We start from the raw sequence: 23,171 nt of genomic DNA, 5'->3' as shown, positions 1-23,171 counted from the left end.
GCTCTAGTATTGGGCGGCGGTCACGGCCGCGAGCTGGGCGACGCTGAGGGCGGCCAGCTGGGTGGCGGTCATGTAGGAGATCTGCTCGGCGTTCAGCGCCGCGATCTGGTTGGTCGTCAGGCTGGCCAGGAAGGTCGTTCCGAGCGCGGCGATCTGGGTCGTCGTGAGGCCCGAGATCTGGGTATGGGTCAGGGCCGACATGTCGGTGGCCGACAGGTTGTCGAGCTGCACCGTGGTCAGGGCCGCGACCTGGGTCGAGGTCAGGGCGGCGAACTGGGTGGCGCTGAGGGCCTGGAGTTCGGTCACCGCCAGATTCGAGATCTGGGTCGTGCTCAGCGAGGCCAGCTGCGTGGTGGTCAGGGCCGCGACCTGGGTCGTGGTCAGGGCGCGCAGCTGCATGCGCACCAGGGCGCCCAGCTGGGTGGTGCTGAGGGCGGCGATGGCCGTGGTGGTCAGCTCGCCGATGTCGGTCACCGTCAGGGCGCCGATCTGGGTCGTGGTCAGGCCCGCCAGCTGGGTGATGGTCAGGGCCGCGATCTGGGTCTCGGTGAAGCCGGTGACGGCCGTCGCCGACAGGGCGCCGATCTGGGTGGAACTTAGGGCCGAGACCTGGGTGGTGGTCAGGCGCGCCACCTCGTCGGCGGTCAGGCCCGAGATCCCGGCCAGCGACAGGGCGGCGATCTGGCTGGTGGTCAGGGATTCCAGGTGCGCGGCGGTCAGGGCCTGCACGCCGGTGGCCGACAGGCCGCTGAACTGAGTGGTGGTCAGCTCGGCGATCTGCTCGGACGACATCGCGTCGATCTGGCCGGCGCTCAGCGCGCCCATCTGGGTGGCCGTCAGTCCGTCGATCTGGGTGGTGCTGAGCGAGGCGACCTGGGTGGCGGTCAGGGCGGCGATGGCGCTGGTCGACAGGGCCGAGACCTGGGTCGAGGACAGGTCGTCGATCTGCGTCACGCTCAGCGACGAGGCTCCGGCGGCGCCGAGGCCCGCCAGCTGGGTGGTGGTCAGCGAGGCCAGCTGCGCGGCGGTCAGCGAGGCGACGTCCTCGCCCTCCATGGCCGAGACCTGGGTGGCGGTCAGGCCGGAAAGCTGCGTGGTGGTCAGGGCCGCGACCTGGGCCGTGGTCAGGGCCGCGACCTCGCTGGTCGACAGGGCGTGGACCAGCGTGCTGGTCAGGCCCGACAGCTGGGTGGTGGTCAGGGCGGCGACCTGGTCGCCCGTCAGTCCGGAAATGGCCGTCGTGCTCAGCGCCGCCAGCTGGGTCGAGGTCAGGGCCCCGATCTGGGTGGTGGTGAGGGCGGCGACCTCGGTGCTGGTCAGGCCCGCCATCTGGGTGGTGGTCAGCGACGCCACCTCGGTGGTCGTCAGCCCGACTAGCGAGTCGGGATTGAGCGCGGCGATCTGGGTCGCCGACAGCCGCCGCAGCTGGGTGGTGGTCAGGGCGCTGAGCTGGGTGGAGGTGAGGCCCGACAGCGCCGTGGTCGTCAGCGACGAGACCTGGGTGGTGGTCAGCGCCCCAAGCTGCGCCGCCGAGAAGGCCGCCATCTCGGTCTTGGTCAGGCCCGACAGCTGGGTGGTGGTCAGGGCCGCGACGCCGGTGGTGGTCAGCCCGGCGATCTGGCTGGTGGTCAGGGCCCCGATCTGGGTCGAGGTGAGGCCGCGCATCTGGGTGGTGGTGAGCGCGGCGATCTCGGTGGTGGTCAGGGCGCTGATCAGGGTGGTCGACAGGCCCGAGATCTGGGTCGAGCTCAGCGCCGTCAGCTGGGTGGAGGTCAGGGCCGCCAGCTGGGTCGAGGACAGGCCGCTGAGGCCCGTGGCCGTCAGGGCCGAGACCTGTGCGGCGGTCAGGGCGCCGATCTGGTCGACCGACAGGCTGGCGATCTCGGTCGAGGTCAGGGCCGCGACCTGGGTGGTCGACAGGGCTGCGATGTCGGCCGTGCTGAAGGCCGACAGCTGGGTGGTGGTCAGGGACGCGATCTGGGTGGTCGACAGGCCCGCGATCTGGGTCGTGGTCAGGGCGGCGATCTGTTCGGTCGTCAGGGCCCCGATCTCGGTGGTCGTCAGGCCGGCGATCTGGGTGGAGGTCAGGGCCGCCAGCTGGCTGCTCGACAGCGCGCCCAACTGGTCGTCGCTGAGGCCGGTCAGGGCGCTGGCCGTCAGGGCCGAGATCTGGGTGGTGGTGAAGGCGCCGATCTGGGTGGTCGTGAGCGACGCGATCTCGGTCGCGGTCAGCCCCTTCACCTGGGTGGTGGTCAGCGTCGAAATGTCGGTCGTGGTCAGGCCGGCCAGGGCCTCGGGATCGAGCGCGGCGATCTGGGTCGAGGTCAGGCGGTGCAGCTGGGTGGTCGACAGCGCCTCGACCTGGCCCGACGTCAGGCCCGAGATCGCCGTCGTCGTCAGGGCGGCCACCTGGGTCGAGGTCAGGGCCTCGATCTGGCTGGTGGTCAGGGCCTCGGCCTCGGTGCTGGTCAGGCCCAGCAGCTGGGTGGTGCTCATGGCCGCCAGGCCGGTCGTGGTGATGGCGGCGATCTCGCTGGTGGTCAGGGCTCCGACCTGGGCCGAGGTGAGGCCGCGCAGCTGGGTGGTGGTCAGCGAGGCGATCTCGGTGGTCGTCAGGCCGGCGACGGCCGTGGTCGACAGGGCCGAGATCTGGGTCGAGTTGAAGGCCGCCAGCTGGGTGGCGGTCAGGTTGGCGGCCTGGTTCGAGGTCAGGGCGCCCAACTGGGTGGTGGTCAGCGACCCCATCTGGCCGGTGCTCAGCGCCTGTAGCTGGGTGGTGGTCAGCGAGGCGATCTGCGTGGCCGTCAGGGCCTGCAGCTGGGTGGTGGTCAGGGCCGCCATCTCGGTGACGGTGAGGCCGCCGATCTGCGTCGTCGTCAGGGCCGCGACCTGGGTGGCCGTCAGGGTGGTCAGCTGGGTTGTGGTCAGCGAGGCGATCTGGGTGGCGCTAAGGCCGGCGATGCCGGTGGTGGAGAGGGCGCTGAGCTGGGTCGAGTTCAGCGCCGACAGCTGCTCGCCCGACAGCGACTCGATCTCGGTGACGGTCAGGGCGGCCAACTGCGTGGTGTTCAGCGCCGCGAACTGGGTGGTGCTGAGGGCGGCCAGCTGGGTGGTGGCCAGGTTGGCGATCTCGGTGACGGTCAGGCCCGAAAGCTGGGTCGTGGTCAGCGCGCCGATCTGGCTGGTGGTCAGCCCCGCCAGGGCGTCGGTCGACAGCGCCCCGATCTGGGTCGAGGTGAAGCCCGAAAGCTGGGTCGTGGTCAGGGCCGCGACCTGGTCCTCGGTCAGGCCGGCCAGGGCCGTCGCGGTCAGCACCGACAGCTGGGTCGAGGTCAGGGCCGAGATCTGGGTCCCGGTGTCCAGCGACTCGATCTGGGTGGCGGTCAGGCCCTTGATCTGGGTGGTGGTCAGCGACTGCAGGTCGGTGGCGTCGAGGCCGCCGATCTCGTCGGTGGTCAGGGCCGAGATCTGGGTGGTCGTCAGCCCGGCCAGCTGGGTCGTCGTCAGCGAGGCCATCTGGTCTTCGCTGAGCCCGGCGACGGCCGTGGCCGTCAGGGCGCCGATCTGGGTCGAGCTGAGGCTGGCCAGCTGACCGGTGGTCAGGGCCTCCAGCTGCGTGGCCTTCAGGCCTTTGAGCTGGGTGGTGGTGAGGGCGGCCAGCTCGGTGGTCGTCAGGCCGGCCACGGCGTCGGCGCTGATCGCCCCGATCTGGGTCGAGGTCAGGGTCGCGACCTCGGTGGTCGTCAGCCCCGCCACCTGATCGGCCGTCAGGGCGCCCATCTGGGTGGTGGTGAGGCCCTTGACCTGGGTGGTGGTCAGCGAGGCCAGCTGGGTGACGTCGAACTCGGCGATCTCGGTGGCGGTCAGGGCGCCGATCTGGGTCGAGGTCAGGCCCGCGATCTGGGTCGTGGTCAGGGCGTCGATCTGGGTCTCGGTGAAGCCCGTGATCGCCGTGGTGGTCAGCGCCTTCAGCTGGGTGGAGGTCATGGCCGCCAGCTGGGTCGTCGTCAGGGCGGCGACCTCGGTCCTGGTCAGGCCCGCCACCTGCGTGGTCGCCAGGGCGCCGATCTCGGTCGTGGTCAGGGCGCGGACCTGGTCGGTGGTCAGCGCCCCGATCTGGGTGGTCGTCAGCCCCGCCAGCTGGGTGGTCGAGAGGGCCGCGATCTCGGTGCTGGTCAGCCCCTGGACCGCCGTCGTGGTCAGAGCCGCCAGCTGCGTCGAGGTCAGAGCCTTGACCTGGGTGGTGGTCAGCGCCGCGACCTCGGTCGAGGTCAGGCCCGCGATCGCCGTCGTCGTCAGGGCGACCAGCTGGCTGGTGGTCAGCGAGGCCACCTGCTCGGTCGACAGGTTGGCGATCTGGGTGGCGGTCAGGCCGGCCAGCTGGGTCGCCGTCAGGCTGGAGATGGCCGTGGTCGACAGGCTGTCCAGCTGGGTGGTGGTCAGCCCGCGCAGCTGGGTCGAGGTCATGGCCGACAGCTGGGTGCTGGTCAGGGCCGAGACCTGCTCCTCGGTCAGGCCCGAGATGCCGGTCGAGGACAGGGCCGCGAACTGGGTGGTGCTGAGCGCCGCCAGCTGGGTTCCGCTGAGGGCGGCGATCTCGGTGGTGGTCAGCCCGGCCAGCTGGGTGGTCGTCAGGCTGGCCATCTGGGTGGCGCTCAGCGCCTCGACCTGGGTCGTCGACAGCTTGCTGATGTCGGTCGAGGTCAGGCCGCGCAGCTGGGTGGTGCTGAGGCTGGTGATCTGGGTGGCGGTCAGGCCGGCCAGGGCCGCGGTCGACAGGGCGCCGATCTGGGTCGAGTTCAGCGCGGCCAGCTGGGTCGTGGTCATGGCCGCGACCTGGTCGCTCGTCAGGCCGCCCAGCGCCGTGGCGGTCAGGGCCGCCGTCTGGGTCGAGGTCAGGGCCGCCAGCTGGGTGTCGGCGTCCAGCGCGGCGGCGGCCGTGGCGGTCAGGCCCTTGACCTGGTTGGCGCTCAGCGAGGCCAGCACGGTCGCCGTCAGGGCGCTGACCTCTGTGGTGGTCAGGGCCGCGATCTGGGTCGAGGTGAGGCCCGCCGCCTGGGTCGTGGTGAGGGCGGCGATCTGGTCCTCGGTCAGGCCCGCCGTGGCGGTGGTGCTGAGCGCGGCCAGCTGCTTGGACGACAGGCTCGACACCTGCTCCACCGTCAGGGCCGCGGCCTCGCCCTTGGTCAGGCCCTTGAGCTGGGTGGTGGTGAAGGCGGCGACGACGGTGGTGGTCAGGTCGTCGATCTCGTCGACGCTGATGGCCGAGATCTGGGTGTAGGTGAGGGCGGCCCGCTGCGAGGTCGTCAGGCCGTTGATCTCGGTCGCCGACAGGGCGCCGATCTGGGTGGTGGTCAGCACCGCCACCTGCACGGCCGTCAGGCCCGATAGCTGGGTCTCGCTCAGGGCCGAGATCTCGGTGGTGCTGAGGCCCTTGATCTGGGTGACCGTCAGGGCCCCGATCTGGGTCGAACTCAGGGCGGCGAACTGGGTCGCGTTCAGCGCCTGCAGCGAGGTGGTCGTCAGGCCGCGGATCTGGGTGGTGGTCAGCGATTGCAGCTGCTCGACCGTCAGGGCCTCGATCTGGGTGGTCTTCAGCGCCGCCAGCTCGGTCGAGGTGAAGCCGCGCAGCTGGGTGGTGGTCAGGGCCGAGATGAAGTCCTCGGACAGGCCCTTGACCTGGGTGGTGGTCAGGTTGCCCAGCTGGGTGGCCGTCAGGGCCGAGGCCTGCTCGGAGGTCAGCCCCGACAGGGCGGTGGCCGTCAGGCCCTTGATCTGGGTCTTCGACAGCTCGTCGATCTGGGTGACGCTGAGGGCGGCGATCTGCTCGGCGTCGAGGGCGGCGATCTCCGTGACCGTCATCCCGTCCATCTGGGTGATGGTCAGGGCCGCGACCTCGGTGGTGGTCAGGGCGTCGATCTGGGTGGTGGTCAGGGCCCCGACCTGGGTCGAGCTCAGGGCGTTCAGCTGCTCGATGCTGAGGGCGACGATCTCGGTGACCGTCAGGCCGCGGATCTGCTTGGTGCTGAGCACGGCGATCTGGGTGGTGCTCAGCACCGCCAGCTGGTCGGTCGACAGGGCGCCCAGTTCGGTCGCGGTCAGGCCCTTGACCTGGGTGGTCGTCAGGCTCGAGATCGCGGTGGTGGTCAGGGCGCTGATCTGGGTGGTGGTCATCGCCCCGAGCTGGGTCGAGGTCAGGCCCGCCAGCTGGGTGGTGGTCAGCGCCGACAGCTGCTCGGTCGTCAGGCCCTTGATCTGGGTGACGGTCAGGGCCGACAGCTGGGTCGGCGACAGCACCGCGAACTGGGCGCTGGTCAACTCGCCGATCTCGGTGGCGGTGAAACCCTTGATCTGCTGGGTGGTGAGGGCGGCGATCTCGTCGACGCCGAAGGCCTCGATCTGGTCGTCGATCAGCACCGACAGCTGGGCGGCGCTGAACGACATCTGCCCGACCGTCAGGGCCGAGATCTGGGTCGTGGTGAGCGCCGCGACCTGCTTGGTCGACAGATAGGTGATCTGGGTCGACGAGAGGGCCTGGATCTCTTCGACCGTGAAGGCCTGGATCTGGTCCGTCGACAGCGCCGCGATGTCGGTCTTGGTGAGGGCCGAGACCGCGGTGGTGGTCAGCGCCGAGATCTGGGCGGCGCTCAGGGAGGAGACGTAGGAGCTCACGGCCGGCGGCCTTGCCAGGCGTCGAACCTCGACCGTGTCGCGGTGGTGGTCTCCAGACCCAAAAGCCCCAGCTTCCAAGAACGACCGCGAGGGCGGCCAGCCTATGTGCTTGCGCACATGCTGGTGATTTCATGGGCGGGGTTTTGCTGGGCGACGTCGGCGGCGACACAAACCGCAACCTCTCGCGATACAAAGGCGCGCGGTGGTGGATAAGCGGGGTGGGCTGGTCCCCAACCCTCTCCCGTAAAATCCCCGCGAAAGCGGGGACCCAGGCTTTTTCTGAAACCCACGGCGCTCGACGATAAAACACCTGGGTCCCCGCTTTCGCGGGGATTTTACGGAGGGGAGGGGGGCTTATTCCCGCCCGTCGATCCAGGTGCGCACGACGTTGCGCTCGCCGTCGAGCAACACGAGGTCGGCCGCCTGGCCCGGTGCGATGACGCCGCGCGTGGCCGGCAGGCCTAGGAACGCGGCCGGAGCGGCCGAGGCGATCATCACCGCGTCTTCCAGGCCAAGGCCCAGCATGGCGACGGCGTTGCGGACGGCGCCGATCATGTCGAGGTCGGAGCCGGCCAGGGTGCCGCCGGGGCCGACGCAGACGCCGTCCTCGACGGTGATCGGCTGGCCTTGCAGGACGAAGCGCTTGTCGCTCATGCCGACGGTGGGCATGGCGTCGGTGACCAGCATGAAGCGGTCCAGCGGCCGGGTTCGCAGCGCGATCCTCAGCGTGGCCGGATCGACGTGGCGGCCGTCGACGATGATCCCGCACCAGGCCGACTGGCTCTCCAGCGCCGCGCCGACCGCGCCGGGGGCGCGGCTGGTCAGCGGCGACATGGCGTTGAAGAGGTGGGTGAAGCCGGTGAGGCCAGCATCGAGCGCGGCGCGGACCGTCTCATAGCGGGCGTTGGTGTGGCCGGCGGCCACCACGACGCCAGCGTCGGCCAGGCGGGCGACCATGTCCGGGGTAGTGGTCTCGGGGGCCAGGGTCACCAGGGTCCTGCCGCGCTTCAGCGACGACAGCAGGGCGACGGCCTCGTCGTCGAGGACGCGGAACTTGCCCGCGTCATGGATGCCCTTGCGCTGCGCGTTGAGGAACGGGCCCTCGATGTGCACGCCCAGCACGCCGGGGATCCCGGCCTCGATTGCCGCTTCTGTGGCCCGCATCGCGGCGTCGACGACCTCGAGGTCGTCGCTGATCAGGGTCGGCAGGAAACCGGTCGTGCCATAGGGCCGGTGGGCCGCGCCGATGGCGGCGATAGTCTCGACGGTCGGGGCGTCGTTGAACAGCACCCCGCCGCCGCCATTGACCTGGGTGTCGATGAAGCCGGGAACCAGCAGGCCGCCGGCCAGATCCTCGACCTGGGCGTCGGCAGGGACGGCCTCGGGCGCGACCAGGCCGGCGATCTTACCGGCCGCATCGATCAGCAGAGCCCGGCCGGCGACGATACCGGCAAGGGTCAGGATCTCGGCGTTTACGAGCGCGGTGACGGGAGCGACGGAGGCCATCAGACGGTCTGGGTCACCTTGTTGAGGTGGGGCGGGCTGTCGGGATCGTAGCCGCGCGCCACCGACAGGCCGGCGGCCATGCGGTAGAAGCTCTGGACCAGCAGGATCGGCTCCAGCAGCGGGTGGCCCGACGCCGACGGCAGCGTCGTCGCGCCCGAAACCTCGCCGCCCGCCAGCAGCACGGTCGCGCCGCGCTCGGCCAGGCCTTGCGCCATCTTCAGCGTCGAGGCGTAGGTCTCGTCCTGCTGGGCCAAAACGAGAGCCGGGAAGCCGTCCTTCACCAGGGCCATCGGGCCGTGCAGCACCTCGGCGGCGCTGAAGGCCTCGGCGTGCAGGCCGCAGGTCTCCTTGAACTTCAGGGCCGCCTCCTGGGCGATCCCGAAACCGACGCCGCGTCCCAGGACGTAGAGGTTGGTCGCCCCCGACAGCGCCGCGATCCCGGCGCTCCAGTCCTGCGCCCAGGCGGCCGCCAGGCCGGTCGGAAGCGCTTCGAGCGCCGCCGTCAGTTCCTCGTCCTGGGTCCAGGCCGCCACCAGCTGGGCGATGGCAACCAGGGCGGCGATGTAGGATTTCGTCGCCGCGACGCTCAGTTCCGGCCCGGCATGCAGCGGCAGCACCGCGTCGGCCAGAGCCGCCAGCGGCGAGGTCTCGTCATTGACCAGCGCCACAACGAAGGCCCCGCCCTGCTTGGCCGCCTCGACGGCCGCCAGAAGGTCCGGGCTCTTCCCCGACTGCGAGATGGCCAGATAGAGCACCCCTTCCAGGTCCTGCGGGGCGGCGTAGACCGACGACACCGACAGCGCCGCCGACGAGGTCAGCACCCCGGCCCGGGTCTCGATCAGGTACTTGGCGAAGGTCGCCGCATGGTCGCTGGACCCGCGCGCGCAGGTGACCACGGCCCGGGGCGGAGCGGCCCGCAGGCGCTGCGCGATTTTCGCCGCCGCGTCCGCATTGGCCGCCAGCTGCCGGGCGACCACGCCCGAGGCCTCGCCGGCCTCCTGGAACATGCGGGTCGCTTCGGGCGTCAGGGCTTCGGGGCGGGTCAAGACGGCTTCCTTCACGAGGGCGGGCGCGAGATCAGGACAGGGCGTTCAGTTCGGCCACGAAGTCGTAGGCGTCGCCGCGGTAGTAGGACTGGGTCACTTCCACCGCCCGGCCGTCCTTGAGGAAGCCGCGCCGCTCGATCAGCAGGCCCGCGTCCTTGGTCGGCACGTCCAGCAGGTCGGCCTGCTCGGCGGCGAACAGGATGGCCCGCAGCCGCTGCAGGGCGCGCACCGGCCGGTGGCCGGTCTTTTCCAGCGCCTCGTACAGCGAGGTCCCGACGATGTCGGTGGAGGGCAGGGCGAAGGCGGCGATGGTGGTGTATTCCACGGCCATCGGCGAGCCGTCTGCGTAGCGGATCCGGGCGAAGCGATAGACCGGCGTGCCGGGCGACAGGCCAAGCGTCAGCGATTCCTCGGGCGTCACCTGGCCCTCGCTGCGGCTGATCCATTCGCTGTGCGGCACCCGGCCGCGCGAGATCATGTCCTCGGTGAAGGACGACAGCGCCGAGAAGCTCTTTTCCACCCGCGAGGCCACGAAGGTGCCGGCGCCCTGGCGGCGGGTGAGCAGGCCTTCGCTGACCAGGCCGTCGAGCGCCTTGCGAACGGTGATCCGCGAGATGCTGAATTCTTCGGCAAGGTCGCGCTCGGCCGGCAGGGCGTCGTCGGGCGCCAGCACCTTCTTCTGGATCGCCTCGCGCAGGGCCCGCTGCAGCTGCTTGTACAGCGGCGCGTGGTCCTGCCCGTTGCCGTCCAGGCCCCCGATCTTTTCGGAAAACAGCATCAGGTCCCCACCAGCGTCAGGCTTGCATCTACCGCGATTTGCGCACCCCGGCGGCGCACGCAACAGTTCATGACCATTTTCATACCAATTATCTCATGGTCTGCAATTGGTTCTTTTTAGGTATTGTCATCAGCAAAAATTTCGTCACAGTCACACTCCGAGGTCTGAGAAGTACCGCTCTTTGCGGCTTTGCCGCGAGAAATTGGTATCGGATTGGGCTTGGGGTTCGGCTCCGGGTCCAAAGACCCGGCACAATGGGGAGAAGCCGAGTTATGAAGAGCATTCACAAGGCGGTCCTGACCGCTTCCGCCAGCCTGCTGGCCGTATTGGTCGCTGCGCCCGTCATGGCGCAGGAGACCCCGACCTCCGTCGATGAGGTGGTCGTCACCGGTATTCGTGCGTCGCTTCAGCAATCGATCCAATCCAAGCGTAACGCCGACGCCATCGTCGACGTGGTCACCGCCGAGGACGTCGGCAAGTTTCCGAGTTCGAACGTCGCCGAAGCGCTGACGATCGTTCCGGGCGTCACCGTCGACCGCCAGTTCGGTCAAGGTGAAAAGGTCTCGATCCTGGGCACCGACCCGGCCCTGAACCGCACTCTGCTGAACGGCCAGACGGTCGCCTCGGCCGACTGGTTCATCCTTGATCAGCCGGGCCGGACGTTCAACTACGCCCTGCTGGCCCCGCAGATCGTCGGCAAGGTGGAAGTCTACAAGTCGCCCGAGCCCCGCCTCGACGAAGGCAGCATCGGCGGCACGGTGATCGTCAACACCCGCAAGCCGCTGGACCTGAAGTCGCTGACCCTCCAGGGCTCGCTCAGCTATCTCTACAACGATCGCTCCAAGAAGTCCGACCCGCAGGTGGCGGTGCTGGGCAGCTGGAAGAACGCCGACCAGACCTTCGGGATCGCGGTCTCGGCCCAGCACGCCAAGGACCAGCTGCGCCGCGACGGCATCGAGTCCTACGGCACGATCCCGGCCAGCTACTACAACGGCGGCAACCCGGAGAACCCGGTCAGCTCGATCACCAACGGCAACTGCACCGGAACCTGCGCCACCACCCTGGCGGCCAATCCGAACGCCCGCGGCGTCAACTCGCTGTCGGTCTCCTATTTCGAACAGGAGCGCGTCCGCGACAGCTACACCGCCGCCGTCCAGTGGCGCCCGACCGACGCCCTCGAGCTGAACTTCGACTGGCTGAAGATCAAGGCCACCTACGACAACACCAACCAGTCGCTGTTCGCCTTCCAGGGCAACACCTGGAACAGCCTGGGCGCGCTGACCGCGATCACCATCGAGGACAACGTCATCCGCAAGGCCTCGTTCAAGCACGCCCTGAGCGTGCTGGACGTGCAGTACCGCGAAGCCGAGCTGAACTCCGACACCTATCACCTGACCGGCAAGTGGACCGGCGACGGGATCGACGTGTCGGGCGAGGCCGGCTACTCCAAGGCCGACGGCGGCACCACCCGCCAGCTCTACGGCGAGTTCCTGAACTGGGCCGACTACACGGTCGACTTCACCGGAACGCCGGGCTCGCCGGGCGTGCTGACCTACACCAACCCGACCGCCGACGGTAATCCGCTGGCCGACGCCAGCAAGTTCTCGTTCGACGGCGGCTGGGGCGGCGGCGATCCGTCGGTCGGCCCGACCGGCTACAACGCCGGCTGGGGCGGCAACATCGTCTCCAAGCCGACCACCGACAAGGAGAGCTACGCCCAGATCGACGCGGGCAAGGACTTCGACGGCGTGATCAAGCGCGTGCAGATCGGCTACAAGTACCGCAAGCACGAGACCACCCAGGCGATGTCGGGCGTGACCGTCTCGGTCTACGGCAACCCGGCCAGCGCCTCGCAGTTCAACCCGTCGATCGTGCCGAGCAACTATCTGAAGGGCTTCGACGGCGTCACCGACGCCATGGGCAGCCGCTTCAAGATCGATGGCGAGGCCCTGGCCAACTACATCGCCAGCGGCGGCTACCTGCGTCCCTGGCAGGCCAAGCCGGTGCCGACGATCTTCGGCAACGCCGAGTTCACGGCCCAGAACTGGGGCATCGAGGAGACGATCAACGCCCTCTACGGCCAGGCCGACTTCCAGGCCGACAACGTGCGCGGCAACTTCGGCCTGCGCTACGTGAAGACCGAGTCCGACAGCGGCGGCTATGTCTGCGTCAACCAGACCGCCAGCGGCTGCGGCACCACGGCCGCCGACTGGGCCTGGACGGTGAAGTCCAAGAAGTACGAGGACTTCCTGCCCAGCCTGAACGTCATCGTCGACGTGAAGGAGGATCTGGTGTTCCGCTTCGCCGCGGCCCAGGTGATCTCGCGTCCGAACTACGCCGACATGTCGAACTACTTCTGGCTCTCCGACCAGATCCTGACCGGAGGCGGCGGCAATCCGGACCTGAACCCCTACAAGTCGAGCAACGTCAACGCCTCGATCGAGTGGTACTTCGCACCGGAGGCCATCCTGTCGGCCGAGGTGTTCCATAAGGACATCAGCAACTACATCCTCCAGCAGACCGTCGCCGAGCAGCACTTCAACCAGGCGCGCAACGCGGTCACCACCTACCAGATCAGCCGTCCGACCAACGCCGGCTCGGCCACGGTCAAGGGCGCGGCGTTCGCCTACCAGCAGACCTTCGGCCTCGGCTTCGGCCTGCTGGCCAACTACACCTACGCCGACGGGGAAGCCGACGGCGGCGCGCCGCTGCCCTACAACTCCAAGCACCAGATCAACATCAGCCCGTTCTACGAGCACGGTCCGTTCTCGGCCCGGGTGACCTACAACTGGCGCTCGAAGTACTTCACGGGCCTGGACCGCGGCGACCAGATGTTCGTCCGCGCCTACAAGGGCCTGGACGCCACGGCCGGCTACGCCTTCACCGAGAACGTCAACCTCTCGGTCTCGGCGCAGAACCTGCTCGACAGCGAGTACTACGCCTACGCCAACACCACCATGCTGCCCCGCGGCGTCTACCGCACGGGCCGCAAGCTGCAGGCGACGATCAACGTCTCCTTCTAAGCGACCGGAAACGGGGACGCGTTTAGACCGCGCGTCCCCGCAACCGCTGATTTGCATCCAGCGCGGCTTGGTTCAGGATCCCTTCATGAGCCCGGCCGCGCCATTCCCCCTCCTGACTGCAAGCAGCGAGCTGGGGCGGGACGGTCTTGCGCCGGCCCGCCTCCCTTTTTTGCCGCTGCCTCGCCGGTGAGAGCGTTCCCCGCATGATCAAAGTTCTGCTGCTGGCCTCCGCGGCCATGGCCTTCGCCGTTCCCGCCCTCTCCACACCCGCTCAGGCGGCCGAGCCGCTGACGCTTACGCCGGCGCCGGCAAAGGCCGACCGCGCCGAGGGCGTCTTCCGCTTGACCGCCGCCACCCGCATCCATGTCGCCAAGGGCGATGTCGAGGCGCGGGGCGTGGCGGTGCAGCTGGCCGACCTGCTGCATCGCGCCCGGGGCCTGCGCCCCGCCGTGGTCGAGGGCGAGCCGGCGGCCGGCGAGGCGGCGATCTCTCTCGTGCGCGGCGGACCGGACGGCGAAGGCTACGCCCTCGACGTCGCGCCCGGCGGGGTGAAGATCACGGCGCTGAAGCGCGCGGGCCTGTTCTACGGCGCGGTCAGCCTGTGGCAGCTGGCGGTGCAGGATGAGACCAAAGGCGCGGTCGACGTGCCCGCCGCCCATGTGGAGGACGCTCCGCGCTTCGCCTGGCGCGGCTTCATGCTCGACAGCGCCCGCCACTTCCAGTCGGTCGAGACGATCCGCACGATCATCGACGGCATGGCGGCCCACAAGCTCAACACGCTGCACTGGCACCTGGTCGATGACCAGGGCTGGCGGCTGGAGATCAAGAAGTATCCGAAGCTGACGCAGGTCTCGGCCTGGCGCCAGCCGGCCGGGGCGGCGGGGTTCGATCCCAAGACCGGCAAGCCGGTGCGCTATGGCGGCTTCTACACCCAGGACCAGGTGCGCGAGCTGGTGGCCTACGCCGCCGCCCGCAACATCACCATCGTTCCCGAGATCGAGATGCCGGGCCACGCCCTGGCGCCGATCGTTGCCTATCCGAAGCTGGGCCTGACGCCCAATCCGCCGGCCCTGGCGCGCCACGACTGGGGGATCTTCCCCTATCTCTACAATGTCGAGGACGGCACGTTCGCGTTCCTCAACGACGTGCTCGACGAGGTGATGGACCTCTTCCCGTCGGACTACATCCACGTCGGCGGCGACGAGGCGGTCAAGGACCAGTGGAAGGCCAGTCCGGTCATCCAGGCCAAGATCAAGGAACTGGGCGTCAAGGACGAGCACGGCCTGCAGAGCTGGTTCATCCAGCGGGTCGAAAAGCACATCAACGGCCGCGGCCGCCGGCTGATCGGCTGGGACGAGATCCTGGAGGGCGGTCTTGCCCCCAACGCCACGGTGATGTCGTGGCGGGGGATCGACGGGGCCATCGCCGCCGCCAGCCAAGGCCACGACACGGTGCTGTCGCCCGAGCCGACCCTCTATTTCGACCGCCGGCAGAGCACCTCGCTGGACGAGCCGCCCGGTCGGATCACGGTCAGCAGCCTCAAGGACGTCTACCAGTTCGATGCCGCGCCGGACGCCCTGACGCCCGACCAGCGCAAGCACATCCTGGGCGTCCAGGCCAACCTCTGGACCGAGCACGTGCGCACCGACGAGCGGGCGCAACTGATGGCCTTCCCGCGCCTGGTCGCCCTGGCCGAGACGGCCTGGACCCAGGAGGAGCGCCGCGACTGGGACGGCTTCACCGAGCGCCTGCCCGCCGAGATGGCGCGGCTGAAGGCGCTGGGCGTCGTCGCCGACACCGCGCCGTTCGAGCCGCAGGCGACCTTGCGTCCGGGGCAGGGCGGGGCGGTCGCGGCCAGCCTGGCCAGCGGCCTCGCCATTGGCCAGGTGCGCTACACCACCGACGGCTCGGAGCCCTCGGCGGCCTCGCCGGTCTATGGCGAGACGCTGTCGCTGAAGGCGGGGACGACGCTGAAGGCCCGCAGCTTCCTGGGCGCGGCGCCGCTGGGCCGCACGCGCGGCTGGACCGCGACCGAGCTGGCGGCCAACACCCGCGAGAGCCGGCAACTGGAGCTGTGCGGCGCGGCGATCCCACTGGCCTTCGAGGACGATGCGCCGATCAACGGCAAGGACGGCCCGCGCGCCATCTTCGCCATCGACCTGATGAACCCGTGCTGGATCTGGAAGGGCGCGGACCTTTCCAAGGGGCTGAAGCTGACCGCCCGCGTGGGCCAGGCGGCTTGGAACTTCCAGATCGGCGCGGCCAAGGACCAGATCGTGGTCCGCAAGCCGGCCACGCCCGACGGCGAGCTGGAGGTGCGGCTGGGCTGCAAGGGCGAGCGCATCGCCGCCATCCCGTTGGGCAAGGCCGGGCGCGGCCCGGGCCTGGGCACGGTGAGCGGCGTGCTGCCGGCTCGTGAAGGCGTGCACGATCTTTGCCTGACCTTCACGGCCAACAGCCTGGATCCGATGCCGGCCCTTGACCGCGTCACCCTGACGGCCGGTCAGTAGCGCCTTCTTCCCCGTTCCCGACGAGAATGCCGCCCATGTCCACCCTGGTGCTTCAATCGCCTTTGGCGGGCTGGGCGGGACCGTTGGAGGAGGTTCCGGACGCGGTGTTCGCGCAGCGGATGCTGGGGGACGGGGTGGCGATCGATCCAGTGGGGTCGGTGCTGGTTTCGCCTTGCGACGGCGTGGTTCTCAGCGTGCACCGCTCGGGCCATGCGGTGACGATCCGGGCCGGCAACGGCGCGGAAATCCTGATGCACGTGGGGCTGGAGACGGTGGCGCTGGGCGGGGAGGGTTTCAGCGTCCACGTCGCCGAGGGCCAGGCGGTTGCGGCTGGCGATCCGCTGATCGGCTTTGATCTGGATCTGCTGGCCCGCAAGGCCAAGAGCCTGATCACGCCGGTGGTCATTACCAATCCCGAAGCGTTCTCGATCGTCCGGCGGACGCAGGACGCCGAGACGCAGGCTGGCGGCTTCCTGATGGAGCTGGTCCCGGTGGCTGGGGCCGCTGCGATCGAAACAGTCGCCGAAACCGAGATCAGCCGCGAGATCGTCGTGCCGCTGGTCCACGGGATCCATGCCCGCCCGGCGGCGCGGATCGTCGAGACGGCGCGGGGCTTCGCCGCCGAGGTCGCCATCGTGGCCGGCGGCCGCCGGGCCGGTGCGCGCAGCCCGGTCGGCGTGATGGCCCTGGCCGTGAAACTCGGCGACCACATTTCCATCGTCGCTTCCGGCGCTGACGCCCAGGCCGCCGTGGACGCCGTCGCCGCCCTAATCGAAAGCGGCATGGGCGAGAAGGCCGGCGAGGTCGCGCCGAAGATCGAAGAGGCCCCGATTGTCATCGCCCCGACCGAGCCCGCTGAGCCCGGCGTGCTGCGCGGGGTGATGGCCGCGCCGGGCCTGGCGATCGGCCAGGCCGTGCGGCTGGCGGTGGAAGAGATCGCCGTCGCCGAAGCTGGCCAAGGCGCTTCTTTTGAGCTGGCGGCCCTGGATGCGGCCCTGGACAGCGTCCGCGCCCGCATCGCCCTGGCCGCCGAAACTGGCGAGGCCGCCCGCAAGGCGATCCTGGCCGCGCACCTGGCCTTCCTCGAAGACCCCGAACTGACCGCCGCCGCGCGAAAACTGATCGGCGAGGGCAAGAGCGCCGGCTTTGGCTGGCGGCGCGCCGTCGGCGGCTATGTCGAGGCGCTCAAAGGCCTGGGCGACCGACGGCTGGCCGAGCGGGTCGATGATCTGATCGATCTCGAGCGCCAGGTGCTGCGGACGCTGCTGGGCCTGGAGGAAGAGACCGCCCGCGCCCTGCCGGCCGGCGCCATCCTGCTGGCCGACGAGCTTTTGCCCTCGCAGCTGATGGGCGTGGATCCCTCGCGCGTGGCCGGCTTCGCCACCGCTCGCGGCGGCCCCACCTCGCACGTAGCCATCCTGGCCGCGGCCATGGGCCTGCCGGCCCTGGTCGCCGTCGGTCCTGGAGCCCTGGAGATCGCCGACGGGACCGCCCTGATCCTCGACGCCGAAGGCGGACGCCTGCGGGTGGCCCCCGGCGCGGACGCCCTGGCTCAAGCGCAAAGCGCCATCGCCGCCCGCCACGAGCGCCGCGCCGCCGCCAAGGCCGCCGCTCATGAAGAGAGCACCACGTCTTGCGGCACGCGGATCGAAGTCTTCGCCAATGTCGGCTCGGAGAAGGACGCCAAGGCCGCCAGCGCCAACGGGGCCGAAGGCTGCGGCCTGCTGCGCACCGAGTTCCTGTTCCTCGACCGCGAGACCCCGCCCAGCGAGGACGAGCAGGCGAAAGAATATCAGGCCGTCGCCGCGGCGCTCGAAGGCAAGCCGCTGATCGTGCGCACCCTCGACGTCGGCGGCGACAAGGCCGCGCCCTACCTGCCGATCCCGGCCGAGGAGAACCCGGCGCTGGGCCTGCGCGGCGTGCGCGTCAGCCTGTGGCGGCCGCATCTCTTGAAGACCCAGCTGCGGGCCATCCTGCGCGTGGCGCCGCTGGGCCAATGCAAGATCATGGTCCCGATGGTGGGCAGCCTCTCCGAACTGCGCGCTGTCCGCGCCGTGCTCGAAGAGGCCAAGAAGGAGCTGGGGATCACGCAGCGCGTCGAGCTGGGGGTGATGATCGAGACCCCGGCCGCCGCCGTCACCGCCGACCTGATCGCCGCCGAGGCCGACTTCCTCTCCATCGGCACCAACGACCTGACGCAATACGTCCTGGCCATGGACCGGGGCAATCCGGAGCTGGCCGCCCGCATCGACGCCCTGCACCCGGCGGTGCTGCGGATGATCGACCAGACCTGCCGGGGCGCGAGCCAGCACGGCCGCTGGGTGGGCGTCTGCGGCGGTCTGGCCTCGGACCTGGCCGCCGTGCCCGTGCTGCTGGGCCTTGGCGTCAGCGAGCTTTCGGCCACCGCCGCCATCGTGCCGGAGGTGAAGGCCCTGGTGCGCACCCTGGATCTGGCCGCCTGCCGCGACCTTGCCGCCCAAGCCCTGGACCTGACCTCGCCCGAGGCGGTCCGTGACCTGACCAAGCGCTTCGGAGCCTGACGCCGATGAAATCGCCGCTCGAAATCCTCCAGCCGCTCGGCCGGGCCCTGATGCTGCCGATCGCGGTGCTGCCGGTGGCGGGCCTCCTGCTGCGCCTGGGCCAGCCGGATCTGCTGAACATCCCCTTCATCGCCGCCGCCGGCGATGCGATCTTCGCCAACCTCGGCCTGCTCTTCGCCATCGGCGTCGCCGTGGGCCTGGCCAAGGAAAACAACGGCGCGGCCGGGCTGGCCGGCGTCGTCTGCTTCCTGATCGCCACCGAGGGCGGCAAGGCCCTGCTGCACGTGCCGGCCGATGCGACGGCGGGTCTGGCCGAAGCCCACGCGGCTCTCGCCGGGGCGGCCTACAAGGCCAAGGCGCTGTCCAAGCTCTCCGTGCCGATCGGCATTCTGTCGGGGGTGATCGGCGGCCTCTTCTACAACCGCTTCTCCGGCTTCAAGCTGCCCGAGTACCTGGCCTTCTTCAGCGGCCGGCGGTTCGTGCCGATCGTGGCCGGCCTTGCGGGCCTGGTCATGGCCGGGCTGGTGGGCCTGGGCTACGACGCCATCAACGGCGGGGTGGACGCCGCCAGCCGGGCCATCGTCGGCTCGGGGCAGTGGGGGCTTCTGGTCTACGGCTTCCTCAACCGCATCCTGATCGTCACCGGCCTGCACCACATCCTCAACAACATCGCCTGGTTCGTGATCGGCGACTTCCATGGCGCCACCGGCGACCTTCGCCGGTTCTTCGCCGACGATCCGACCGCCGGCGGCTTCATGAGCGGCTTCTTCCCGGTGATGATGTTTGGCCTGCCGGCCGCGTGCCTCGCCATGCTGCACACCGCCCGGCCCGAGCGCCGCAAGGCCGTGGCCGGCATGCTGGTCTCCCTGGCCCTGACCTCGTTCCTGACCGGGGTGACCGAGCCGATCGAATTCAGCTTCATGTTCCTGGCCCCGGCGCTCTACGCCGTGCACGCCATCCTGACCGGGGTGTCGATGGCGCTGATGAACCTCTTGGACGTGAAGCTCGGCTTCACCTTTTCGGCGGGCCTGTTCGACTACATCCTCAACTTCGGCAAGGCCACGCACCCGCTCTTCCTGCTGCCGATCGGGGCGGTCTATTTCGCCGTCTATTACGGCCTCTTCCGGTTCTTCATCGTCAAATTCGACCTCAAGACCCCCGGCCGCGAGCCCGAGGAGGAAGCCGCGCTCCTCAGCGCCGCCCCGGCCCCCAGCGCCGGCGGACGTGGCGCCGACTTCGTCATCGCCCTGGGCGGCCCGGCCAACCTCGTCAGCGTCGACGCCTGCACCACCCGCCTGCGCCTGATCGTCGCCGACCAGAAGATCATCGACGAGCCTCGCCTCAAGGCCCTGGGCGCGCGCGGGATCGTCCGGCCCTCCGACAAGGCCCTGCAGGTGGTGCTGGGCCCCATCGCCGACACCGTCGCCGGCGAGATCCGCCAGGCGGCGGGGGCGGGCGTACAGGCTCCCGCCGTGGTGGCTGTGGCTTCGGCCAAGGCCGCTGACCCGGCCACGGCCCAGGCCCTGCTGCCCGGCCTTGGCGGCGCGGGCAACATCGTCGCCGTCAGTGCCTACTCCAGCCGGTTGCGGCTCGAACTGGCCGATCCTTCCAAGCTCGACGAGGCGGCCCTCAAGGCCGCTGGCGTCCGCGCGCTCGTGCGGCTCGATGGGCCGGTGGTGCACCTGGTGCTGGGACCCAATGCCGAGGCCGTAGCCAGGGCGCTGCAGGAGGCGGTGGCCGCCTAACCCCTCGCTCCTTCCACCGCCTTCCTGGGCCTTGTGCCCAGGATCCATCGTTCAGCCTGCTCAGACCTTTCGAGCGCGGCCGCTGTCTGAGCAGCCGCCGGCATGCGCCCTCGCCACAAGGGCGAGGGAGGCGGGGAAATGGAGGGGGCGGGGAAAATGCGGGAGGAGATGAGCGGGGGAGGTATCTGGCCCTCCACCTGGCCAAGACTCGACGACTCGCGTCATGCGGGGCCGCGCTCGCGGGGCGCGGGCGCCTTTTCGTGGGCGCCGGGCGCAAGTTGCGCGCGCGGAGGTCGGTGGATTGCGCGCGGAGCTTGCGTAGGTCCGGGGTGTTGGGCGCGAATGGTCGCAAAAAAGGCATTAAATTGGTATTATGCCTGGCCCTGTCCAATAAGGACAAAATTTCACTAATTGACTGACTTCATTCGTATTTGTTGCCGATCGCCGATATGCGGCGTGGCTTAGCCCGACAAATTGGGCGCCTAACCGGCAATCTCTGCCGAAATACAAGCAATAGAACGGGTTGTCGGCTTTGACGGGTATCGCGTCGGCCCCTAGGTTGCCGGTGAGCAGCGAAAAAAGGTCTTTAAATGGTCTGCTCAAAAACAACGCCGCGGGGGAGCGGCGTTCACAGGGCGCGCGCGCCGCGCCAGCTTGAGGGGATAACAGGATGATCGGTCACAAGCTTACGAGTTTCAGGCCCGCCGCCCAGCGCAAGGCCTTCGCCCTGGCCCTGCTGGCGGGCGTCAGCTTCGCCGGCGTCGCCGCCGCGCAGGAGACCGCGCCCAGCGAGGCCGTCGACGAGGTGGTGGTCACCGCCTTCCGCAAGAGCCTGGCCACGGCGCTCGACACCAAGCGCAACGACGTGCGCGTCTCGGACGGCATCTCGGCCGAGGACATCGGCAAGTTCCCGTCGGAAAACATCGCTGAAGCCATCCAGCGCATTCCGGGCGTGCAGATCTCCAACATCAACGGCCGCGGCTCGACGATCAGCATCCGGGGCCTGGGTCCGCAGTACGCCCTGACCACGGTCAACGGCCAGGCCTTCAAGAGCTCGAACTTCACCGACGGCTTCCGCTACGACGTCATCCAGACCGAGCTGGCCTCGGGCATCCAGGTCTACAAGTCGCCGACCGCCGACATGGACGCCGGCGGCCTGGCCGGCACCGTCAACATCGACACCGTGCACCCCTTCAACGTGAAGGGCCGCCAGCTGATCTTCGCCGGCAAGCTGCAGCAGCAGGAACTGATCGGCGGCGACCCGACCGCCAAGTTCGGCGCGACCTATGTCGACCACTTCCTCGACGGCAAGCTGGGCGTCTTCCTCGGCGCCGGCTACCAGGAGCTGAAGGACCGCGGCGACTATCTGTGGATGGACCGCTGGACCGTGAGCAACGGCGTCTACACGCCGGCCCGCCTGCGCTATCGCCGCATCGACCGCGAGACCAAGCGCAGCATGGTCAACGGCGCCATCCAGTTCAAGCCGACCGACGACCTGCAGATCGACGCCATCGCCACCTACGCCAAGGACGAGACGACGCAGGAACTGCACCAGCAGGTCTTCCTGTTCACCACGCCCTCGGCCTCGAACGTGGTGACCCTGGCGACGGCGAACAACACCGCCACCAAGGTGCAGATCAACAACTTCCGCCTCGAGAACAACCACCAGCACGAGGACCGTCCGCAGTCGACCGGCGCCTTCACCACCAAGGTGCGCTGGACCGGCATCGAGAACTGGGACTTCAGCGGCGTCGGCCACTATTCGCGCGGCCACGCCCTGTTCAACGAAGAGGCGGCGATCCTAGGGGTCAACATCTCGAGCGCCACGCTCGACATCAGCAACCCGAAGAACATCGTGTTCTCGACGGCGACGGCGCTGGACGACACCGCCCAGTACAACACCTCGACCCTGATCCGGAACACCTACCCGAACGGCGCCTACCGGACGATCGACTCCTACGAGAACGCCGGCCAGTTCGACGCCAAGCGCTACGTGAACTTCAGCATCCTCGACTCCGTGCAGTTCGGCGCGAAGATCCGCCAGGAAGTGCTCAAGCGCTACGTCGTGCGCCGCGACGGCCAGAACACCATCCCGGCCTCGTACTCGCCGACCATGGCCGGCTCGGGCATCCTGGTGACCAACTTCCTGGACGGCGACATGACGCTGCCGGGCAGCTGGGTTTCGCCGAACCTCGACGCCTATCGCGCCGCCCTCAAGGCCCAGGGCGTCACCGTCTACGAAGCCTTCGATCCGGCCGGCTCGTTCCGCGTCGAGCGTGACCTCGGTTCGCTCTACGCCATGGCCAACCTGAAGGGCGAAGTGCTGTCGCGCACCTTCCGCGGCAACATCGGCGTGCGTCGCGAAAGCACCGACCAGACCGTCAACGGCTATGTCGGCGGCGCGGTCAACCCGCTGAACACCGAAGTCAAGCTGGTGGCCGGCACCTACACGACCAAGAAGTCGTATGACAACGTCCTGCCGTCGGCGAACTTCAGCTTCGACATCACCGACAACCTGCTGCTGCGCGTCGCCGCGGCCAAGGTGCTGGTGCGTCCGATCATCGACTCCAACAACCAGCTGGCCACCACCATGACCAGCACCACCGACACCACCGGCCACAAGGTCTATACGATCTCGATCGGCCAGGGTTCGCTGGATCCGATGACCGCCAACCAGCTGGATGTCAGCCTGGAGTGGTACTACGGCTCGGGCAACGGCCTGTCGGCGGGCTTCTTCTCGAAGAAGGTCAAGAACGGCGTCTACACCTCGACCATGTGCCCGACCGCGTACGAAGGCACCTCGCTGTCGACCGACAGCAGCGGCGTCTGCGTCTCGGCCGCCGGCGACACCTACACCATCACCCAGAGCTTCAACGATGCGCGCACCGTCGACATCCACGGCTACGAGCTGAACTGGCAACAGTCGCTCGACGCCTGGCTGCCGATCGCGGGCTTCGGCCTGATCGCCAACTACACCCACGTCAATCCGGCGACCTCGGTGACCGGCTTCAAGCTGGCCAACCTGTCGGAGCACACCGCCAACGGCACGATCTACTGGGAAAACCAGACGTTCAGCGCGCGCCTGTCGGCCAACTACCGCAGCGCCTACGACCAGACCTCGGTCGAAAGCTTCTTCTCGGGCCCGCTGGGCCACACCGTTGACGCCCGCACCCAGTTCGACCTGAACCTGGGCTACAACATCAACGAGAAGCTCAGCCTGTCGTTCGCGGCGATGAACATCAACAACGCTCAGGAGAAGGCCTATCTCGGCAACGAGAGCCGCTGGCAGATGACCTCGGTCACCGGCCCCAGCTACTACCTGTCGTTCCAGTACAAGATGTAACCCCGTAT

9 protein-coding genes are annotated in these 23,171 nt (G+C 69.0%); 5 read left to right on the top strand and 4 right to left on the bottom strand.

Annotated elements, in window-relative coordinates; all coding sequences use genetic code 11:
* Nucleotides 1-3: 3 nt before the first annotated feature.
* The 4 genes from AC1RRS_RS11615 to AC1RRS_RS11600 all read right to left on the bottom strand — a co-directional run bounded on the left by AC1RRS_RS11615 (nucleotide 4) and on the right by AC1RRS_RS11600 (nucleotide 10,002).
* The gene (locus AC1RRS_RS11615; protein WP_492855293.1) at nucleotides 4-6,672 is read right to left on the bottom strand and encodes an ice nucleation protein; all 6,669 of its coding nucleotides are present in this window, start codon (nucleotides 6,670-6,672) and stop codon (nucleotides 4-6) included.
* A gap of 354 nt (nucleotides 6,673-7,026) precedes the next feature.
* The gene (gene nagA / locus AC1RRS_RS11610; RefSeq protein WP_492855292.1) at nucleotides 7,027-8,178 is read right to left on the bottom strand and encodes an N-acetylglucosamine-6-phosphate deacetylase; all 1,152 of its coding nucleotides are present in this window, start codon (nucleotides 8,176-8,178) and stop codon (nucleotides 7,027-7,029) included.
* Nucleotides 8,178-9,239: an SIS domain-containing protein gene (locus AC1RRS_RS11605; protein WP_492855291.1), complete on the bottom strand. Its 1,062-nt coding sequence runs from the start codon at nucleotides 9,237-9,239 to the stop codon at nucleotides 8,178-8,180. The genes nagA and AC1RRS_RS11605 overlap by 1 nt, the downstream gene beginning before the upstream one ends.
* Nucleotides 9,240-9,255: 16 nt before the next feature.
* Nucleotides 9,256-10,002 (bottom strand): GntR family transcriptional regulator, encoded by a 747-nt coding sequence (locus AC1RRS_RS11600; protein WP_487292596.1) that lies wholly within the window; start codon nucleotides 10,000-10,002, stop codon nucleotides 9,256-9,258.
* Between the two features lie 272 nt (nucleotides 10,003-10,274).
* Between AC1RRS_RS11600 and AC1RRS_RS11595 the strand changes: the two genes are divergently transcribed.
* From AC1RRS_RS11595 to AC1RRS_RS11575, 5 genes are all read left to right on the top strand, one after another.
* Nucleotides 10,275-13,025, top strand: a complete 2,751-nt coding sequence (locus AC1RRS_RS11595; RefSeq protein ID WP_492855289.1) for a TonB-dependent receptor — start codon at nucleotides 10,275-10,277, stop codon at nucleotides 13,023-13,025.
* Between the two features lie 203 nt (nucleotides 13,026-13,228).
* On the top strand, nucleotides 13,229-15,535 hold the full coding sequence (locus AC1RRS_RS11590) for a family 20 glycosylhydrolase (RefSeq protein WP_492855288.1): 2,307 nt from the start codon (nucleotides 13,229-13,231) through the stop codon (nucleotides 15,533-15,535).
* A 35-nt stretch (nucleotides 15,536-15,570) separates the two neighbouring features.
* Entirely contained in the window at nucleotides 15,571-18,075 is a 2,505-nt protein-coding gene (ptsP, locus tag AC1RRS_RS11585; protein WP_492855287.1) for a phosphoenolpyruvate--protein phosphotransferase, read from the top strand.
* Between the two features lie 5 nt (nucleotides 18,076-18,080).
* Nucleotides 18,081-19,820, top strand: a complete 1,740-nt coding sequence (gene nagE, locus AC1RRS_RS11580; protein WP_492855286.1) for an N-acetylglucosamine-specific PTS transporter subunit IIBC — start codon at nucleotides 18,081-18,083, stop codon at nucleotides 19,818-19,820.
* A 670-nt stretch (nucleotides 19,821-20,490) separates the two neighbouring features.
* Nucleotides 20,491-23,163 (top strand): TonB-dependent receptor, encoded by a 2,673-nt coding sequence (locus AC1RRS_RS11575; protein ID WP_492855285.1) that lies wholly within the window; start codon nucleotides 20,491-20,493, stop codon nucleotides 23,161-23,163.
* Nucleotides 23,164-23,171 lie beyond the last annotated feature (8 nt).

This window comes from Caulobacter sp. GW821-FHT12A07 (assembly GCF_058807655.1).
The sequence above is the reverse complement of the archived record's forward strand: the minus strand, read 5'-3'. Positions and strand labels throughout refer to the sequence as shown.